Origin of the sequence: [Pseudopropionibacterium] massiliense, from assembly GCF_900607225.1 — a bacterium.
In the GTDB taxonomy this organism is placed as follows: domain Bacteria; phylum Actinomycetota; class Actinomycetes; order Propionibacteriales; family Propionibacteriaceae; genus Arachnia; species Arachnia massiliensis.
Map to the genome: position 1 here is coordinate 3099773 of NZ_LR027842.1, position 18985 is coordinate 3118757.

The 18985-nt window shown below is 61.3% G+C and carries 12 protein-coding genes and 1 pseudogene; 5 read left to right on the plus strand and 8 right to left on the minus strand.

Annotated elements, in window-relative coordinates; all coding sequences use genetic code 11:
* Positions 1-117: 117 nt before the first annotated feature.
* A complete protein-coding gene (locus E0E39_RS13875; protein ID WP_425470697.1) occupies positions 118-1614 on the plus strand; it encodes an IS1634 family transposase in 1497 nt (498 codons plus the stop codon).
* A 385-nt stretch (positions 1615-1999) separates the two neighbouring features.
* Here E0E39_RS13875 and E0E39_RS13880 read toward each other — a convergent pair whose 3' ends face one another.
* The 4 genes and pseudogenes from E0E39_RS13880 to E0E39_RS13895 all read right to left on the minus strand — a co-directional run bounded on the left by E0E39_RS13880 (position 2000) and on the right by E0E39_RS13895 (position 6123).
* Positions 2000-2536: an Imm61 family immunity protein gene (locus tag E0E39_RS13880; RefSeq protein ID WP_130875280.1), complete on the minus strand. Its 537-nt coding sequence runs from the start codon at positions 2534-2536 to the stop codon at positions 2000-2002.
* Entirely contained in the window at positions 2536-3915 is a 1380-nt protein-coding gene (locus tag E0E39_RS13885; RefSeq protein ID WP_130875281.1) for a glycohydrolase toxin TNT-related protein, read from the minus strand. The genes E0E39_RS13880 and E0E39_RS13885 overlap by 1 nt, the downstream gene beginning before the upstream one ends.
* Complete coding sequence (locus tag E0E39_RS13890; RefSeq protein WP_130875282.1) at positions 3908-4432, minus strand: glycohydrolase toxin TNT-related protein; 525 nt, start codon at positions 4430-4432, stop codon at positions 3908-3910. The genes E0E39_RS13885 and E0E39_RS13890 overlap by 8 nt, the downstream gene beginning before the upstream one ends.
* A gap of 196 nt (positions 4433-4628) precedes the next feature.
* Positions 4629-6123 (minus strand): annotated as a pseudogene (locus tag E0E39_RS13895) (CoA-acylating methylmalonate-semialdehyde dehydrogenase).
* 345 nt (positions 6124-6468) lie between these two features.
* Here E0E39_RS13895 and E0E39_RS13900 point away from each other — a divergent pair.
* Both E0E39_RS13900 and E0E39_RS13905 read left to right on the plus strand, forming a co-directional pair.
* A complete protein-coding gene (locus E0E39_RS13900; RefSeq protein WP_130875283.1) occupies positions 6469-6927 on the plus strand; it encodes a hypothetical protein in 459 nt (152 codons plus the stop codon).
* A 486-nt stretch (positions 6928-7413) separates the two neighbouring features.
* On the plus strand, positions 7414-9066 hold the full coding sequence (locus E0E39_RS13905) for a hypothetical protein (protein WP_130875284.1): 1653 nt from the start codon (positions 7414-7416) through the stop codon (positions 9064-9066).
* A 104-nt stretch (positions 9067-9170) separates the two neighbouring features.
* On the opposite strand, the gene E0E39_RS13910 is transcribed toward E0E39_RS13905, so the two are convergent.
* The 3 genes from E0E39_RS13910 to E0E39_RS13920 form a co-directional block, all read right to left on the minus strand.
* On the minus strand, positions 9171-10583 hold the full coding sequence (locus E0E39_RS13910; protein WP_130875285.1) for a DUF222 domain-containing protein: 1413 nt from the start codon (positions 10581-10583) through the stop codon (positions 9171-9173).
* Between the two features lie 225 nt (positions 10584-10808).
* Positions 10809-12737, minus strand: a complete 1929-nt coding sequence (locus E0E39_RS13915; RefSeq protein WP_165444816.1) for a prolyl oligopeptidase family serine peptidase — start codon at positions 12735-12737, stop codon at positions 10809-10811.
* A gap of 158 nt (positions 12738-12895) precedes the next feature.
* A complete protein-coding gene (locus E0E39_RS13920) occupies positions 12896-14884 on the minus strand; it encodes an ABC transporter ATP-binding protein (RefSeq protein ID WP_130875287.1) in 1989 nt (662 codons plus the stop codon).
* 313 nt (positions 14885-15197) lie between these two features.
* Here E0E39_RS13920 and E0E39_RS13925 point away from each other — a divergent pair, with 313 nt between their 5' ends.
* The gene (locus E0E39_RS13925) at positions 15198-15392 is read left to right on the plus strand and encodes a hypothetical protein (protein WP_130875288.1); all 195 of its coding nucleotides are present in this window, start codon (positions 15198-15200) and stop codon (positions 15390-15392) included.
* Positions 15393-15602: 210 nt separating this feature from the next.
* Positions 15603-15797 carry a hypothetical protein gene (locus E0E39_RS13930; protein ID WP_130875288.1) on the plus strand — a complete coding sequence of 65 codons (195 nt, stop codon included), beginning with the start codon at positions 15603-15605 and terminating at the stop codon, positions 15795-15797.
* Between the two features lie 200 nt (positions 15798-15997).
* On the opposite strand, the gene lanKC is transcribed toward E0E39_RS13930, so the two are convergent.
* On the minus strand, positions 15998-18787 hold the full coding sequence (gene lanKC, locus E0E39_RS13935) for a class III lanthionine synthetase LanKC (RefSeq protein ID WP_130875289.1): 2790 nt from the start codon (positions 18785-18787) through the stop codon (positions 15998-16000).
* Positions 18788-18985: the final 198 nt, after the last annotated feature.

Genomic DNA, 18985 nt, shown 5'->3' on the forward strand with positions numbered 1-18985 from the left:
TCCTGACTTGGCTCATGTTTGGTGTTTTTGGGGTTGGAGGGGGTGTTGGCTAGGGGTTTTGGTTGGTGTGGTGTGCACTAATCGGGGGTGTTCTAGCCTGTTGGGGTGAGTCCGTATGTGAGGACGGTGAAGACCGCGTCGGGGGCGACGGCGGTTCAGGTGGTGTGGTCGTCGTCTCGTGGATCGCGGTCGATGGATCACATCGGGTCGGCACACACGCCGGAGGATGTTGAGGTGTTGAAAGCGGTGGCGCGGCAGCGCATGATCGCCGCTGGTCAGGACGAACTCGATTTCGGGGACGGGCAGCCACGACGGCGGGCGCTACCGATCCGGCGGTCGCGGGCAGAGCACTTGTGGAATGCCTTGTCGGTCGGGTTTGAACGACTCGGGTTCGATACCGCCAGTGGTGGTGACGAGGTTTTCAAGCAGTTGGTGCTGGGCCGGTTGATCGAGCCGGCCAGCAAGTTGGAGACCTTGCGGGTGCTCGAAGAGATCGGGGTTCGGCCTTGCGGCTACGCGACGGTGAAGCGTCGGCTCGCCGTGTATGCCGAGCCGGCGTGGCGGCAGCAGATAGCGTCCGCGTGCGCTTGTCACGTCGGGTTGGGGCCTGCCACTTTGGTGTTGTACGACGTGAGCACGCTCTACTTTGAGACTGATGTTGGGGACGGGTTCCGGGAACCCGGATACAGCAAGGAACGCCGCTTGGAACCCCAGATCACCATCGGGTTGTTGACCGACGCGCGGGGGTTCCCGTTGATGGTGGAGGCGTTCGAGGGTAACCGTGCGGAGACGACCACGATCATCCCGTCGCTCCAGGCGTTCCAGGCCGCTCACGCCCTGCCGGAGGTGACGGTGGTGGCTGATGCGGGCATGTTGTCTGACGGGAACCTGCGGGCGTTGTCCGGGGCGGGGTTGCGGTTCATCGTGGGCCAGAAGATCCCCGAGGTCCCCTACATCGTGCGGGAGTGGCTGAAGACCCATTCCGGTCAGCAGCCCCCTGACGGGCTGACCCTGACTCAACCCTGGTCGAGGGGCCCGGCCGGGGCAGCAGTGACAGAGACGATCTACTACCAGTACCGGGCCGACCGAGCACGCCGTACCCTACGCGGTATCAGCGAGCAGGTCAGCAAGGCCGAACGCGTGGTCGCAGGGAAGATCCCGGTGAAACGGAACCGGTTCATCACCCTCACCGGCGCACAGAAATCGGTGAACCGGGACTTGGAGGCCAAAGCCAAAGCGCTGGCTGGCTGGAAGGGATACATCACGAACCTGGCTGACCCGAGGCCGGAGTACGTGATCGGCGCCTACCACCAGTTGTGGCAGATCGAGAAGTCGTTCCGGATGAGCAAATCCGATCTGAAAGCCCGCCCGATCCACCACCACTTGAAAGACTCGATCGAGGCCCACCTCACCATCGTGTTCGCCGCCCTCGCCGTCGCTCGCTGGTTGGAGGCCACCACCAAAGTCAGCTTGAAGACCCTGGTCAAAACACTACGCCGCTACCGAACCATCGACATCCAAGCCGGCGACGCCATCGTCACCGCTGAAGACCCCATCCCCAACAACATCCAAACCTGGCTCGACGCCATCCACAACACCCGGGAACGACACTAAATGAGCCAAGTCAGGAGGCGGAGCGCTCGCAGAGGCTGGTAAAGTTCCTTGTCAGGACCGCCTTCCGAGGCGAGCCATTGTTCCGGTCTTCCAGACCGGACTTCATTGAGATCACCCGCACGCCACAAAAGGCTCTGCGCAGAGCCGGATTGATTGTTCCGGTCTTCCAGACCGGATTTCATTGAGACCCGTAGTTCAGGCCGATCTCGCCGTAGATCTGCACCATTGAGGCTTATTCACAGGATGCTGGTTGAGCCAGCTCGTGAGCGCCAGCGAACGGCTGTGTCGAAACCACCACGCAGCCGAGAAGCACACTCGGACCCCGGATTCCTCAGACACCTATGGGGTGGTTTCGACACGGACTGCTCCTCCGTCGCGGTCCGGCTCAACCAGCTTCGGAGAGACCATGAATAAGCCTCCATGACATGAACGACCCGAGTCGTGGGGTTCCGTCAGGTGCTCGATAGGAAGCCAGTACTTCGTCGTAGGGCAGGCGGATCAGATGGGAGTACTCAACGAGGGTCCGACACTGCGGAAAAACGGTTCTCAAAGTCATGGGGATCTGTTCGCCTTCCAGGATCAGGCTTCCCGTCAGTGCGGTCCGTTGAACAAGTTTCCACTCGGGGCCAAGAGTTTCGATGGCATCGGGCAGAACGATCGGGGGCAGCTCCAGCGCCGCTCGGGCATCGATCGCGATCCGGCTGGCCGCCCACTTGTAGACGAGCTGATCATGCGGGCTCCACATGGTTGGAACGCGTTCACGGCCTCGCTCACCGTACCCGTAGAACCATTCATCGTCCACGTTCCACAGGTGGTGCGAGTAGAATCCGCCATTCCACGTCATGGAGTTTCCACCGAAGGTTTCCGCCACCTGAGCTCCGGCTTCGGATGCGTAGGCAACCAGTTCTTCCATGATGGACATCAGGCGTCTCCTTCCAGAATGCGCAGGTCAATGCATTCTTCGGCCGTCAAGAGAACTTCACCGATTTGGAAGATCACCTGACGGGCACCACCAGGTTGGCCGAACCAGGGGGGAACGATGCTGGTCACCAGCCTCACCTCGGGCGGCAGATCCAACAGCCGATACCGGTAGTAAGGTTCCTTCACCACATCGGGTGGAAGGGAGCGTTGTTCGAAGGAATAAGGTTTCGGACCGGGAACCGCGCAGAAATAACTACCACGCGGGTCGCCCACTTGATCGAGACGATCGCCGTACTGCGCGACGTATTCCAGCACGGCCGGGTTGTGGCGCCGGGGTCCGGGGTCGACGGCCTCGCACAGCAACCCACCGTCCTCGGAGAGGAAGGAATCGACCACTTGGTCCAGTCTCAGGTTCATCAGATGCGACAGCACGTCCAGCGCGTGAGGTCGGTGCCCGCGCAGGATCAATTCGGTTCCAGACCCCGTGAACCCTGTCAGGATCCCGTGGGTTCCCAGCTGTTGCCGGCTCCAGCCGGGTGCCGTCCCCGCTTCCCAGTGTCCGGTCATGATCTGTGGCCAACCCCTGCCACGCCGCACATCGTTCAACCACCCGAAGGCCATCCACCGCAGCACCAGGCCCAGTTCAGGGCTGACGATTTCTGCAGTGCGTTGCTCGCCACGTTCGGTGTGGCCAAAGCACCAGCAGCCGTCCTCGATCCAGAGGTGGGAGACCCATCCGATCTCCGTGGCGTGAAAACCGTCCTCGTCAGGAACCATCCGGAGCCCACGGGCGGTCACCATGTGTTGAAAGGCCTCTTCCGTGATCGCCGCCGGGTCCCCCGTCCCCGCCACGTGCTCCAGGGCACCGCCGTTCGGGGCGAGGTAGGAGTCCAGGACCTGGTCGGGGCTCAGGTCCATCAGGTGGGACAGAACCGCCACCTCGACGGCGTCCGGAAGAGCGGTGAGCATTCGCACATCAACCGGCTCCCCGCCCGGACGAACCGGTCTTGCCCACACCCGAATGTTCGCGGTCTCAGAGGTTGATGGCTCCGGAACCGGCTCAACACCCCACCCCCATGCGATTGCCGGTGCCGCCCGCAGCGGAAGCAGCCACGGCCATCCCTGTTCACGGCGGTACCGGTTGGCGACGCGACAGACCAACCACCGCAGCGCCACATCACGATCCGCAGTGATCAGGGCAGCGACGCGCTTCTGATCCACTCGGTCCAGATGACCGACGTGCCACGCTCCTTCGTCCTCCCAGAACATGACGGTACGAGCGTTTCGTTCGCCCCCTATGAGCAGACCATCCTCACGGTCGTGCACCGGCACACCCACATCGTTCAGGGCACGGCTCAGGCGCTCCACGCAATCAGGCACGTTCCCGCACCTCCTCCAGGAGACCCATTTCCAGCAGTTCCTCGACGCTGAGCAGGTCTTTCCCGGCGTCGCGGAACAGCACCTGGCGCCCCCCACCACGGGCCCCATGGGCGGGAACCACCCGCCCGGTCTCGATCCGCCACGCGGGTGGCAGTTCCTCACCGGTCAATCGGTACCGGTGGTAGGGCAGCCCGGTCGCGGTCGGTTCGAGGGAACGTTCCGCGAAGACGACGGGGCGCGGAGCGTCGACCCCGAAGAGGTACGCGCCGCGTGGCTCTCCGACGCGGTCCATCCGGGACCCGTATTTCTCCACGTACTCCCCGGTCCGCCAAAAAGTCTCAACGCTCGCGGGATCCATGCCGTCCCTCACCGCGCCATCGCCCTCGTAGGGCCAGATGCTGTCGCCGTTGGCGTCGCGACAGTCGGCGATCCACTGGTTGTAGGAGCGAGGCTCGCCTTCCGCTCCGGCACCGAAGTGCCACCGCGGATCGTCGATCAAACCAGAGCTGTCCTTCATGGTTCTCCAGGGTTCGTCTTTCCGGAACTGGGGGACCACACAACAGTAGCGTCATCGCATGGAGTCGGATTCGCGGACCACGCACCAACCCGTGGCCCCATGCTCAGGGCAAGACCGAGTGGATGCTCACACATGACGGGCCCCGGCGACCTACCTGGTCGTCGGGGCCCGTCGTCACCGGCTCAGGCCGGGGTGGTCACTCCTCGCGCTGGAAGCTCATCGTCGCGGCGTACGCGCCGGACTCCGAGGGCCACCGGGTGGTGATGGCCTTGGCGCGGGTGTAGAAGTGCACACCCTCGGGGCCGTGGATGTGGGTGTCGCCCAGCAGCGATTCCTTCCAGCCGCCGAACGAGTAGTAGGCCACCGGGGTGGGGATGGGCACGTTGACGCCCACCATGCCGGCTTCGACGTCCAGCTGGAAACGCCGGGCGTAGCCACCGTCGTTGGTGAAGATCGCCGCGCCGTTGCCGAACTCGCTGGCGTTGACGATCTCGATAGCTTCCGCGTAGTTCTCGGCGTCGACAATGCACAGCACCGGGCCGAAGATCTCCTCCTTGTAGGCGGGGGCGTCGAGCGGGACGTGGGTGAGGATGGTGGGGCCGAGCCAGAAGCCGCCCTCGTAGCCCTCGACCTTCAGGCCGCGGCCGTCGAGCGCCACTTTCGCGCCGCGCTTCTCGGCGTCGTCGATGAGACCGACGATGCGGTCGCGGGCCTTGGCGGTGATGACCGGACCCATCTGGACGCCCTCGTCGAGGCCGAAACCGACCTTGATCTTCGCGCCATTGGCGGCGACCAGTTCGGCGAGCTTGTCGGCGATGCCACCGACGGCCACCACGACGGGCAGCGCCATGCAGCGTTCACCTGCCGCACCGAAGGCGGCGGCGGAGATGTGCTGGGCGGCGAATTCGAGGTCCGCGTCGGGCAGGACGATGGCGTGGTTGTTGGCGCCGCCAAGGGCCTGGACGCGCTTGCCGTGGGCGACACCGGTGTCCTGGATGACGTGCGCCACCGGGGTGGAGCCGACGAAGGAGATGGCGTCGATCCCGGGGTGGGTGAGGATGTTGGAGACCAGGTTGCGGTCGCCAGCGAGGACGTTGAACACGCCGTCGGGCAGGCCGGCCTCCTTGTAGAGGCGGGCGATGATCAGCGACGCGGTGGGGGTGGGAGGCGGGCTTCAGGATGAAGGCGTTGCCGGCGGCCACGGCGATGGGGTGCATCCACATCGGCACCATGACGGGGAAGTTGAAGGGGCAGATGCCGGCGACCACGCCGACGGGCTGGCGGATGGTGTGGATGTCGACGCCGGTGGAGATGTCGAAGGAGTACTCGCCCTTCAGGGCGACGTTGATGCCGCAGGCGAAGTCGAGGGTTTCGCGGCCACGCTGGATCTCACCGATGGCGTCGGAGTAGTCCTTGCCGTGCTCCTCGACGATCGCCTTGGCCAGCTCGTCCTGGTGGGCCAGCACCAGTTCGCGCATCTTGAACATGATGGCGGTGCGCTTGGCGAGGGAAACCTTGGCCCACTTCTTCTGGGCCGCCTTGGCGCTGGCGACGGCGTGGTCGAGGTCGGCCGGGCTGGCGGATATCAGTTCACCGACGACCTTGCCGGTGGCGGGGTTCTCGACGGGGATCGTGTGGGAAGGCTGGCCCTCGTAGGGGGCGCCGTCGATCCAGTGGGTGATTGTGGTCATGTACCTCTCCCTGGTTTCTGGGGCGTTCAGGCTGGTCCGGCGGATTGCTTCGTCCCCCACCGGCAGCAGTGCCGACTGCACCGCGTTTGGGTCCGTCCAGTCCGCTGGCCCGACGGCCGGAACCGCCGGGAGCTTTGTACATACAATAACCCTCCCGCGCGGTATGCGCCAGCCTGCCGCGATCGGGGCCGCCGGGGCGGGCCGGGTCCGGGCGGATCGCCGTCGCGGATCGTAGAAACTTGTATTGACAACCGGCGTGGCTTTTCATGAGAACTTCCTCATGAAGGTCTGCGCGATTCCTCATCCACATGGGGTTCACTTGAATCACGCGGAAGGAGAAGCAAAATGAAGTCGGAACGAACCCGTCTCACCCTCACCCTGGTGGGCATAAGCGCCGCGGGGCTGCTGACGGCGGGGTTGCTGTTCCAGCTCGCGCACCCGACGGAACCCGAGCTGACCTCACCGGCCATCGTCGTCTCCTCCGGGGCCGCCACCCCATCACCGGAGCCGTCGCCCGGCGATTCCCCGTCGCCTGCGGAGGCTTCCTCGCTCGAACCGACGGGTCCCGCCGCGACGGAGACCACCGTGGCCACCACGTCATCGGGCGACAGTACGTCATCGGCAACGACCCGGACCACGAGCAACCCGACCACCACGAGCCGCACGAGGACCACCACGGTGGCGCCCGCGACCCCGAAGAAGGTCGACAGCGACGATGACGATGATGACGACGACAGGAAGACCACGACGCGGACGACCACGAGGGACAGCGACGACGATGGCGACGATCGGGACGACGACTGACCGCTGATCCCGGTTCGCCGCTCCTGCTCCGGGATCAAGGACTCGGAGACAAGCTCCACGCCTCACCGGCCCCACTATCCTGTTGTCAGGGCAGCGCCGGAGGGAGCCAAGGATGTCGAAACGGTCCACGCGATCATTCGACCCCGGCACGTCGGCGTGGTGGCTGCTTCCGCCGCTCGTCGGAACCGTTGCAGGCTCCACGATCCCCCTCCTCGGCGGTTCGTGGATCGCGCTCGCCCTGGGATTCGCCGCAGGCGTTGTCGCGGATTTCACACCGCCGGTCAGGACCTGGATCTCGACGCGGGCGCTCAATGCATGGATCGCCGATGTGTCCGGGGATTCCGGCCCGATCGGCAAAGCAGACCTGAACTCGCTGCGCATTCACAGGTCCGACAGGAAAATCGATGAGTACGTCCGCCGCGATGCGCACGAACGGCTTCACGATCTTGTGAAGGAACGCGCCCCGTCCTGGTGGAGGGCCCGTCCATGGCGGGCAAGACCCGCCTCGTGGTCGAGGTGCTCCGCGCGGGCTGGTCCGACGCCCGCGTCCTGTTCCCCAAGAGCGAGGACGACGTGGAGAAGCTGCTGAAAAAGTGGCGAAGACCCGTTCGCGGCGCCATCATTTTCCTCGACGAACTGGAACGCTTCCTGGGTAAAGAGGAGTTCACGCTCGGGGTCCTGAACACGTGGACCGATGATTCCTGCACCGTGGTGGCCACCACGACCCGCATGAACTACACCAGATGGCGCGCAGAGCTGGACAGCAAGTTCCCCGGCTGGGAGATCGTCAATAGATTCCGCCCGCTCCCCCTCGAAGCCAAGCTGTCCGACGACGAACTGGAGGCGGTGGGAACCACGAGCTACGCCAAGGATCTGGCATCCATTGAGCAGCTCGGGCTCGGTCGCGTGCTCGGCAGGGCCGAGGACATACGCCGACGGTTCACGTCGGCGCTCGACAGCCACAAGGGGCGGGCCGGCCTGGTGAAGGCCGCGGCGGACTGGAGCCGCGTCGGCCTGGGGTCCGCGAGCAAAGAGGCCCTCCTCACGCTGGCGAAAGCCTACGACGACGATCTCTGGGAGGATCCCGACTGGGAGTCAGAATGGTCCTGGGTGATCGGCAAAACCACCGATGCGCCACTCGTGCTGCGCACCGGCAAGGACTCCTGGGAAGCCCTGGACCTCATAGCGGAGGAGGCGGACTGGCCCCTGACCGAGACCACGCTGACGACCATGGCCACCTGCCCGCACACAGCACTCCAAGCCGTGATCCTGGTTTTTGAAATGTTCTCCAGGAACCTGTCCATAGGGGATAGAGCAACAGAAAGCCTCTTGCAGGAAATAGCAAAGCTTTTGAAGCAACCTACTTCCGCAAATCCTTTCGCCACTAGTTTGCTTAAAAATATTCACGACGACCACAACCGCGCAGAAAACCGCTACAAACAAGCGATCAAAACCGACCCCAACAACACCGACGCCCTCCACAGCTACGCTAATTTCCTCACAAACATTCGCCACGACCACGACCGCGCAGATGAACTCTACCGATACGCCATCAAAACCGACCCCGAAAACACCGACACCCTCCACAGCTACGCTAATTTCCTCACAAACATTCGCCACGACCACGACCGCGCAGAAGAACTCTACAAAAGAGGCCTCAACATCAAGCTGAAAAACGCAAAGAAGCTCAGAAAAATTCAGCATAAGAACAAGCAGGGTGAGGAACTATACAAACAAGCCCTCGCTATCGACTTCAACAAAGCCAAAACCCTCAGAAACTACGCCCACCTTATGTTCATGACAGAGCAGGACGAGAAGGGGGTGGAGTTTGCGGAGCGCGCACTGGAACTTGCTGAGCAGGGTGAAGAAGCGCTGTGTGCGGAGTGTCACTTCTACTTATTCATGCACTCCCCGCGGCACCGGATCACGTCGGGGCGGGCACTCAAGGCCCTCTTGGCCGATGGGGTCACGACCGGCGACTGGTCGTTTGAGGGGAACCTGGAACGCCTCAGACAGGAGGAAGACCCCCGGTACGAGCTCGCCCGGGCGGTCGCCGAGGCGCTGCGGAACGGCGATACGAGCGCCTTGGATGACTTCGAGGAATGGCGCGACCTCGATCTCCCGGACCGGGAGGAATAGCTCGGGCGGTTTCGGTTTCGGCACGGGCTTTCGCCCAGGGGCTCACGGCCCGGCTCAACCAGCTTCCAACCGGCACGAACCACTCAGCCGGTTTCGCCCCCGGCTCAACCGGCTTCGTGCGGGCAGCCCGGGGCGCCGGTCAGGTGGCGAGGACCCATGCCGCGGCGGCCCAGGCCTCGGTTTCCAGCGACCGCTCCGCCTCGGGTGGGGGTGGGTCCTCCCACTCGGGCGGGGGTTCGGGATCCCGGGGCCGGGGTGGGGGATGCGATGCGGATGGTTCCCTGCGCGGTGACCAGGTACTGGTATCCGGCTGGGGAGATCCAGTGGAAGATGCCCGGTTCGGGTTGGGTCAGGTGCCAGCCGCCGTGGGTTTTCACCCGGTGCGTGAATCTCGACAACGGGCCGAGGTTTCCCCACCTGGTCTGTCCCGGACCGCCGTCGTCGGCGTAGGGGATGGTGTGGTCCAGGTCGCAGCTCCGTGACGGCGTCGCCCCGTAGGGGAACACGTCGTGCGGCATGAGGGTTTCGACCGCCGTGCGCAGCGACACGGAAGGACGGTGCGGGGTCTCGGGGCTGATGGCCCAGGGATCCACGACGGGCCGGACCGTCACCCGCGAACCGGCCAGGAACCCGGGGAGCCGGGAGGTCAGGAGCGCCCCCCAGCGCTCCACCACGGCTGCACCCGATGCGACAGGACTCGAACCTGCGATCCCGCCGACCTCCTCCGTCGGCTCCACGAGCCTGAGGGCGGGGTCGGTGGCGTTCACGTGCACCACCACGGTGGCCGCGGGCAGCGCGTCCTGACCGCTCACCCGCCGGGCCAGAACACCGACCGCGGCAGCGCGCCGCTGCCTCAGGTCACCCTCCTCCGCGGGCAGGGTCCGGGCGACAGCAGTGAGGGCGTGATCGAACGCGACACCGTCGGCGGCGTCCACGATCCCCCAGATCGTGCAGTGCCCATCGGTGATCCCGGAGACCTCCACGTCCCGGCGGTGGCGTTCCGCCTCGGCCCGCTCCGCGGCGACCGCGGGATCGGCCTCCACGATCCACCGATCAATGTGCTTGAGGATCCGCTGCCACGACCAGACCTTCATCGCCCAGGCAAGCTGCCGATCCAGCCACTCCACCGCCTTCACGCCCAGCACGGCGGCCCGGTTGGTGACGTCAACCACCTGCCACCACCGCAGCTCCCCGCCCAGGAAGGCCTCCCACAGCCGCGGGAACCTGAAGCGCACATCCAGCACGTCGGCGATCCTCTGCAACGCCGAGCCGGTGGAGATCCCGAGGATCCCGGCGATCTCGGCGGCAAGGAACTCCCCCACCCCGGGGGTGCCCGCGTGACCGGGAAAGATCACGCGCTCCATGCCCTCGAACACCGCTTCCTGATCAACCTCGTAGAGTTCGGCGGCCTTCGCCACGGCCACCATCGCGGCGACCTCGGCGGCCCGGGCATGGCGATTCGCCTCATCAAGCGCGGCAAAAGCCTCCGCCACACACCCGGGAACCATCTCGAACATACATACGATTATATCCAACCCCACCCACACATAGAAGATATGTTCGATAACAGTTCGATAACTTCTCTCAGGGTTGGACTGCGGTCGCCGCGGTTTCGACACGACCCGCTCGATACGCCACCAGGCCTTGTTCACGGGCGGCGCGCCTGTCAGCAAAATCCCTGGTCAAGACACACTTGAAGATAGCTGTGAGTAAACCTGAACCATATTTCAGATATCTCATTGCTACCCACAAAACCATGTCAGTCCATTTATTGTTGTGCGAGTGTGTTGGTGACCCAGGTGGTGATGGGGTTGGTTTTGGTGCGGATTCCGGTGTCGTGGGTGCCGTTGGGGTCGTACCAGAGGGTGGTGTTTCCGCCGAGTGTTCGGGAGCGAAGCGCCCACGTGAGTCCTTGGCGGGGGTTGACGCGGGCGTCTTTGGCGGAGATGACTATCAGGGTTGGGGGGGGGTGGTGGTGAGTTTGCGTAGGAGAGTTTCTCGAGGGCGTGTCGGTGGTGGGGGTTGTGCTGGGGGTCGCCCCATTCGTCTCGATCGGCTTGTTCGGTGAGCGAGGGGTGACGGAGGAGCGATTCGAGGGGGTCTATGTAGCCGTTGACGATCACGGCGGCGTCGATGGGCGCTGTGCAATCGGCGAGCAGTGATGCGGTGAGGAATCCTCCGGCTGATGCGCCGATGACGCATATTGTGGTGGCGGTTGCTGCTCCTCGTCCCGAGCGCAACCACTCAACTGCTGTGACGGCATCGAGTAGGGAGCGGTCGCGTCTGTCCTGGGAGCCGGCGTGGTGGCGTTGGGGGTCTCCTCCTCCTCGGACGTGGGGGGTTGCTACGGCGTAGCCGCGGTCCAGCCAGTGGCTGAGTTCTGGGTCGGCGTCGAGGTCGATGTCGATTCCATAGGCTCCGTAGACCATGACGATGACCGGTCCGTGGAAGGTGGTTGATTCTCCGCGCCATCGGATGTCGAGGTCGAACTGGTATCCGTCCGGGGATGTGATGCGTTCACGGGCGAAGTGAACGTCCACCCCAATCTTGTTCGACGGGTTGAGCACCCGTCCGGTGGGGTCGAGATACCAGATGACAGGCGGTGCCCCTGTTCTCAGTTCTGCGACAGCAAAGCCGACCGATGACGCACAGATATTCAAGTTCAGGGCAAATGTTCCCGGCGAGCTGAGCACGGGTTCAGGTTCCTCAAAGATCTGCGATGAATTCGCCATCGGCACCAGACAGAGGCTTTCTATCCGGTCGTGCGCATCGGCATGCTTTATATGCGCCAGCAAAGAACCGTCGCTGCCGATGACACGACGAACTTCTCCCTGCCCTATTGCCACTCGCCGCGTTTCCTGCACTCGGCCATGCGTGAACTCACTGACATCGATGTGCCACTGCTCACCTTCATTGGTTGCCTGGACCAGCACTGCTTTGTCATCGAGAAGCGCGACGTCAATGAGAGCGGAGACATGCGCTGGAACAGGAGTGAGTATAGTCTGCGGCTCCTGCGGATTGGCGAGGTCGAAGATCTGCCAGATTCTGTTGCTGCGAACGCCGTGACCGACTTTGACGAAACGCCGCACAGAGCACGCCTCGACTTTCACTCCGGCGGCGGGTCCCTCGGCAAGTACCCGCGGAGGATCATCCAGACGGGTCGTGGTGACCGGCAGCAGGCGGGCCCTGGCCCTGCCCGGCTTGCTGGGATGCGGTTCCACGAACACTACAACCGGCGATTCTGCCTGACACAACACTGCTTCGGGATACACCCCAGCGATCACGAGCCTCGGTTCAACAACGTCACACTCATGGACGGCCACCGCGTAGCGTTCCCGTTCGGGGTCACGCAGAAGACGACACCACCACCCCAACATCGGAAAGATGTCACGATTCTCTGTCTCCCAGCCCGGCAGCTCCTCGATATCGGTTTCCGCAAAAACCACAGGTGCATCAACCGGATGCTGCTCCACCGGATCCGAGATCAACTGTCCGACCACGTCCCCGCCACTTCCCATGCTCAGACGCAACCAGCCCCCAGGCAATGGAACCATCTCAACATGATCCTCAGGGACTTGTGTATCGTCACCGTTTTGGTTGCTCTCGAGTGTGGTGACGTCTTGGCCGTGTTCTGTCAGCAACTGCATGAGCGTGGCGTCATCAACTTCCATCCACTGACTCCACGAAGAGGAAGAACCACCCACAACCGGACCTACAGGAATATCCATCACATCCCTCTCACACGTCACAACTCATCGACACATTCACCAGCGAATTCCTTGACCACGACACGCTCAGGGTTGCCCGTGAACAACACCCCCCTTGTTCATCAGGCTGCGACAAGGGAGCGGAACAGTGCGGAACGTCGGTGTACCTCGGCGGGCGGTCCGAACTCAACCAACCGCCCCTTGTCGAGTACGAGGACCAGGTCGGCGATGTTCATGCCGAAGTGGCCGTGTCCGGCAGCGAAGGTGGTGATCCCTCCCATCGTGGTTCGGATGAGGTTCATGATCTGTTCCCGGTTCAGGACGTCGAGCCCGGAGGTGATCTCGTCCAGCAGGAGCATCCGTGGCTGACCGACAAGGGTTCTGGCTATCGCCAATCGCTGCCGCTCCCCACCGGAGAAGGCATACGCCGATTCCCCCACCGGGGTGTCCAACCCGCCCTCGCGAGCACTGATCGTCTCACCCAAACCAACCTGATGAATGATCTCCCAACACCGGTCATCATCAATGTCGCGTCCCAACAACAGGTTGTCACGCACGGTTCCGCTGAACAACGGACACGCCTGCTCGATGTAACCGACCTGACGCCGGTACTCATCATCATCATGTTCACCAAGCGGCACCCGATCCACCATGATCGCCCCCTCAGTAGGAACAATGAACTTCTCCAACAACGACAATACCGTCGACTTACCCGAACCCGACGAACCAGTCATCGCCACCCACGAACCAGCCGGAACACTGAACGTCACCCCCGCCAACGCGTACTCACGATTCCCACCCGCTTGCGGGTACCGCACCGACACATCACGGAAACCAACCTCACCCACCAAACCAGCCCTCACAGGCACACCACCAACCTGGGCGGCAACTGGCTGCTTAATCTGGATCCGGGATGCGGGTTGATCGGTCACGGCGCGCAGGTCGATGATCCGCTGCAAAGCCCCCAAACACTCTGCCATATCCATCACAGTTCCCGCACTCCCAGTAATCGGAGTGATGATCAGCATCATGTACATGAAAAACGACACCAGCTGCTCAACAGACAAAACCCCCGCCTGCACCCGCACCACCGCGATACACACAATCACCAAGAGCGTCGCCTGCACACAAATCGTGACCACCGGAGACATAAAAGCATGTGCCCTGGCACCTCGATTCGACGCCTCGAGAAGCTCACCACTCGACTTATCCAAACGCCGCACAGCAAACCTATCAGCCACGAAAGCCCTCAACGTCAACACCGAATCCAACGCCCTGGTCACCTCCGCAACATACGCCCCCTGAGCCTCCTGACGACGGAACGAAAACGACGTCAACCTATTCGAAATGACAATGATGAAAACCAAACACACCACCGTCAAACCAACCGCAGAAACAGTGAGCACCGGATCCAACACAGCCATCTGGAACAACGCCCCCACCACCATCACAACCCCACCCAAAGCCTGCACAGGCCCCTGACTGAAAACCTTACTCAAATGCTCCGAATCAATGCTGCACCGAGCAACCAAATCAGCCGTCGGATGTTGCACAAGCTTATCCGCAGGAACCCGCAACGCAATCGCAGCAGACTCATCCCGAAAAACACGAACCGTACGATTACCAGCCTTCGCACCCACAACATTCACAACAGCCGTAATCCCGGAAGCAAAAACAGCCAACCCAGCCAGAACCAGCCCATACGGAAGCGCAGCCAAAAACCCCTCACCCTGCAACACCCCCACAATCGACCCCGCCAACAAAGGCTGCGCCAACGACACAAGAGACGACAAAACCGTACCAACAAAAATCAGAACCAACGCCCCCGGCTCCAACCGCAAAACCCCCACCAAACGACGAAGACGGCTCTTTGGTGGATCGGCAAGGAACATTGCGACTGGCCCATCACCCTGAGAACGACCACGCGACTGCTTGTTGGGAGCTGAGTTCCAAGATTCCTCGATCGATGGAATTCGAGATTCCGGCGGATTCCGGGAATTTTCAGACATAGCGCGCCGGGGAACCAGGCCGCGGCCAAACGAGTCCACACGGAACGGGTCCAGACGTTTCGCAAAACTCGAAGCAGCAACCATTCCCCTGTCCTTACCCATCACTCCGCCTCAAATCAACTGAACAATCTTTAGAATGTCGCTCATTGAAGGTTGATTGGGCGGCGAAACATCACTCTCGCCGCCCAATCCACCACAGAATTCAGCAAAAGATCCAACTAGTACACGACGGCATACACCAGACAAGACTGGCATCTCGCGACGATGGGTAGCAGCGCTTATTTGACGCCTCGACGGCGCCAGCCTGAAGATTCAAAACGGTAGCCATAGTTGTCAACTCCTTACGATTAGCTTTGAGTGCTGATTTATGCTACGCTCAGCGAAAACTTATTTCCTTATCAATCAACTCATTGCAGTGTTCACTGAACTGGGGCAGGAGGGGGCGGCAAACAATCTTTACCACCCCCTCCTGCTCATCATCTGCCAAAAACAGAAATCATTAGGGATAGATACTGATTTTCAGCAGATACCGTTACTTGGCTTAACCAAGCGTCTAGAAGCAGATTTCTATCTGCTATCTACTTGGCGCACATGGATACAACTGTGGTGATCACCCCCAGCAGACCCAGCTCACTTTCGACCTAACGCACCACACCATGCTCGAGTCAGTGGACCTCTTGGTTTCCTGGGTCAGCTCGACGGCGTCAGCCTGAAGATTGAGAACGTTAGCCATAGTTGTCAACTCCTTACGATTAGCTTTGAGTGCTGATTTATGCTACGCTCAGCGAAAACTTATTTCCTTATCAATCAACTCATTGCAGTGTTCACTGAACTGGGGCAGGAGGGGGCGGCAAACAATCTTTACCACCCCCTCCTGCTCATCATCTGCCAAAAACAGAAATCATTAGGGATAGATACTGATTTTCAGCAGATACCGTTACTTGGCTTAACCAAGCGTCTAGAAGCAGATTTCTATCTGCTATCTACTTGGCGCACATGGATACAACTGTGGTGATCACCCCCAGCAGACCCAGCTCACTTTCGACCTAACGCACCACACCATGCTCGAGTCAGTGGACCTCTTGGTTTCCTGGGTCAGCTCGACGGCGTCAGCCTGAAGATTGAGAACGTTAGCCATGGTTGTCACCTCCTCTCACAGGGTTTTAGTGTTGGATTGGGTAGCTCGCCACATCCCTCGTGTTGAGGGATGGGGAGCTAGTGACTCGGTACGACCCCGACGAGGTCGCGTGTTTCCGAGCCAAGCTGTGAAATTGCCGATTGCTGTAACAGGCTGGCGGTACAGGCGCTGATCGGCAGGCCGAGGTAGGGCTGTTGTGACCGGTAGGCGTGCAGGGCCAGCGCGACCCCAGCAGCGCCGGTACCCAGGTCGGAACTGAGACGGATCAGCCCGTCACCGATCACCAGGGCGTGCTCGTCATGGGTCAGGAGGCTGTCGAGCAACAAACCCGCCTGCCGATCGGCCTCTGCCCGGTATTGATCGCCGGCAGCTGTCAGCGTGACCAGGATGCCAGCGCGACCGTGATCCAAACCAGGGTAGATGTAAAACTCCGACGAACAGGCCTCGATGATCCCGTCACGTTCCTGCGATGTCAGTACCGGTTCACCCGTGACGCGTTCAAGCGCTGAAGCGATCAGCAGCACACCTGCAGATCCCCACTCGGTGTAGGGAAGCACCCGGTTCGCTCCTCGATCATCGATCATCACCTCACCAGTAGAAGGGACAGTCACGCACGCATCTAGATCCGCACGCAACCGGACCCTCGCCCTGGCAAGAGGCTCCTCAGCGCCGGTGACGGCATGGGCGACCAGGTCCGTCAACGCAACCCCGGTCAATCCCCAGAACAAGCCCCGACGACGACACAACGCAGTCCACGCCGATCCGTCCGGAACAAGGCAGGCATCCAACCTGTGGTAGGCCGCAACCGCACGATCCATCAACTCCGAGTCTCCGACCGTTTTCGCGACCTCCAAGGCAGCCAGGATCACTCCCGCCTGACCCGCAGCCAGATCCAACCTGCGACGCCCCAAAGCCGACTCAAGCGCCTTCCCAGCAGCAGCCACAGCATCCCGCTGAACATCATCCCGCTGGGCATCCACCTCACTGAGCGTCAACGCAACACCGGCCACACCGTTCAACAAACCCGGAGCCTCCTGCCCCGGCCATTCCCGAGCGGTCTTACGCAACGCATCCACATCACCATCGGCAGGTTGAACACCAACACGCTGCTGAGCCAACACCACGCCGGCACGCCCGGTCGTGATCACCTCATGAACACCCGCCGTAATCTGGCTGACATCACCAGGAAACGCCCCATCCGGACCAAACTGTCGCGACCACTCAATTCCACTCAACAACCCGGAAATCCCAGAATCCACACTCAGCCGCTGTGATGGCACACCCACAGTGACATCACTGGCCGTCACCGGACGAATACCAGCTGCATAGCGACTCTCCACCAACGCCAACTGCTCAGCCGCCCGTGCACCATACACATCACGAACCCTGTGGCGACACCGCTCCCAAAACGCCGGCGACACCGCTTCGATCTCAAAATCAGAGCAATACAAAAGCATAATGCAACGCGCCACCGCGAACCAGTCAGCCTGCCCAGCATCCGCTGTTTCATCAGCACAATACTCAAACACCCTGACACCAAGCTCACGTTTGGAATCCAACCTGCTGGCATCCTCCAGATCAAGCATCGTCACCGTCCCGTCATCAGAGACCAGCACATTCCCAGGATGAAGATCACCAAACGCCCACCCACGCTGATGAATTGCTTCAACAGTCGTGACGATCTGGTCCACAATACCCACCACCTGACGGGCATACTCCACAGGATCACTTTCCCGTAGGTAGGTGTTCAGCGACATCCACGACGTCAACGTCACACCAGGAATATAATCCACCTCCAAATAGCGATGCTCCCACGCAGTAAACACCCCCCGAAGCTGCTGCACACCCTCCACACCAACAAGATCCCGCAGCACCTCCTCTTCAACTAACTGACGCTGCAACGCACACCGATTCCTGCCATCCAACCCAGCATGCGGCCTGGCCTCCCGCAAAATCCTGACCTCACCATCAGGCAACTCCGCACGATACACCCCACCCGCATTACTGAAACTCAAGGGCTTGATACTCACAAAATCATCCAACCGAGACACACACGACTGTTGCGACGCCTCATACGCAGGCCGAAGGAACTCCGGAACCTCCACTCCATCAGGAATCACAACACGCGGATCACGATGATCCGGAATCAACCGCATATCACGAGGATCGACAATCGAATCGACCGGTTCATCATACACATCAGGAACCCGCGCACCCATAATCGCTCCATACCGAACGAACACAGGAGCATCCGGGACATACCGAAGATCAGACAGGATATAGGGCCCCTCCTGCCCCTTCAGCGCGCTGGCCAAAACGCTCAGCAACTCGCCTAGCTGGCCATCATCATCCGGATAGATCGTAATGAACTTACCCGCCGCACCACGAGCCTGATTCTTCGACGACGATCCGCGCAACTCCGCCAGCGTCGACAAGAACTTAAACGAAACCCCAGCATCCACACACACTCTCGTGGTCCGCGCCAATGTCTCCACCGCACATTCAGGAGTCGCCGACACATGAACCTTCCACCCCTGCAACCGAGGCTCCCAATCCCGAGGCGACCACCCTTCCCAGCCATCCCAGCACTGCACCAACCACCCAGCCGGCAACTCCACCGACTGCAACCGCCGATCCAACAAACCAACCTGCATCTCAGCAAGCGGCCTCGGGCGACCATAAAAAGGCGACCCTTTCGTCGCACCCTGAAGGTGCTCAACACGCACAGCCACAGATATTTCCTCTCTATTGCCTTCCAAGTAAGTTTGACGATTATCCAGACAGCTTGGTCCGTCAAGTTCCGGGCGAATCAAATGAAACAAGCAATTTGATTCTTCACGCGACCAACTCAATTCCAGACCTGACATGGAACCCTGCCTACACAGCCCGGACGGCCTCCGAGCATTTGTTTTGTCTCTTAGTAGCGAATCACGTATTGCAAACTCATGTCATCCGCCGCGGAGCCGTCAAGAGCAACTCGCCCCGGGATCACTCAGACTTCGCTAGATATCTCCATACTTCCACAGCCCTCCTCATGGTTGATATTTCATCTTGCCCCGGCGAAA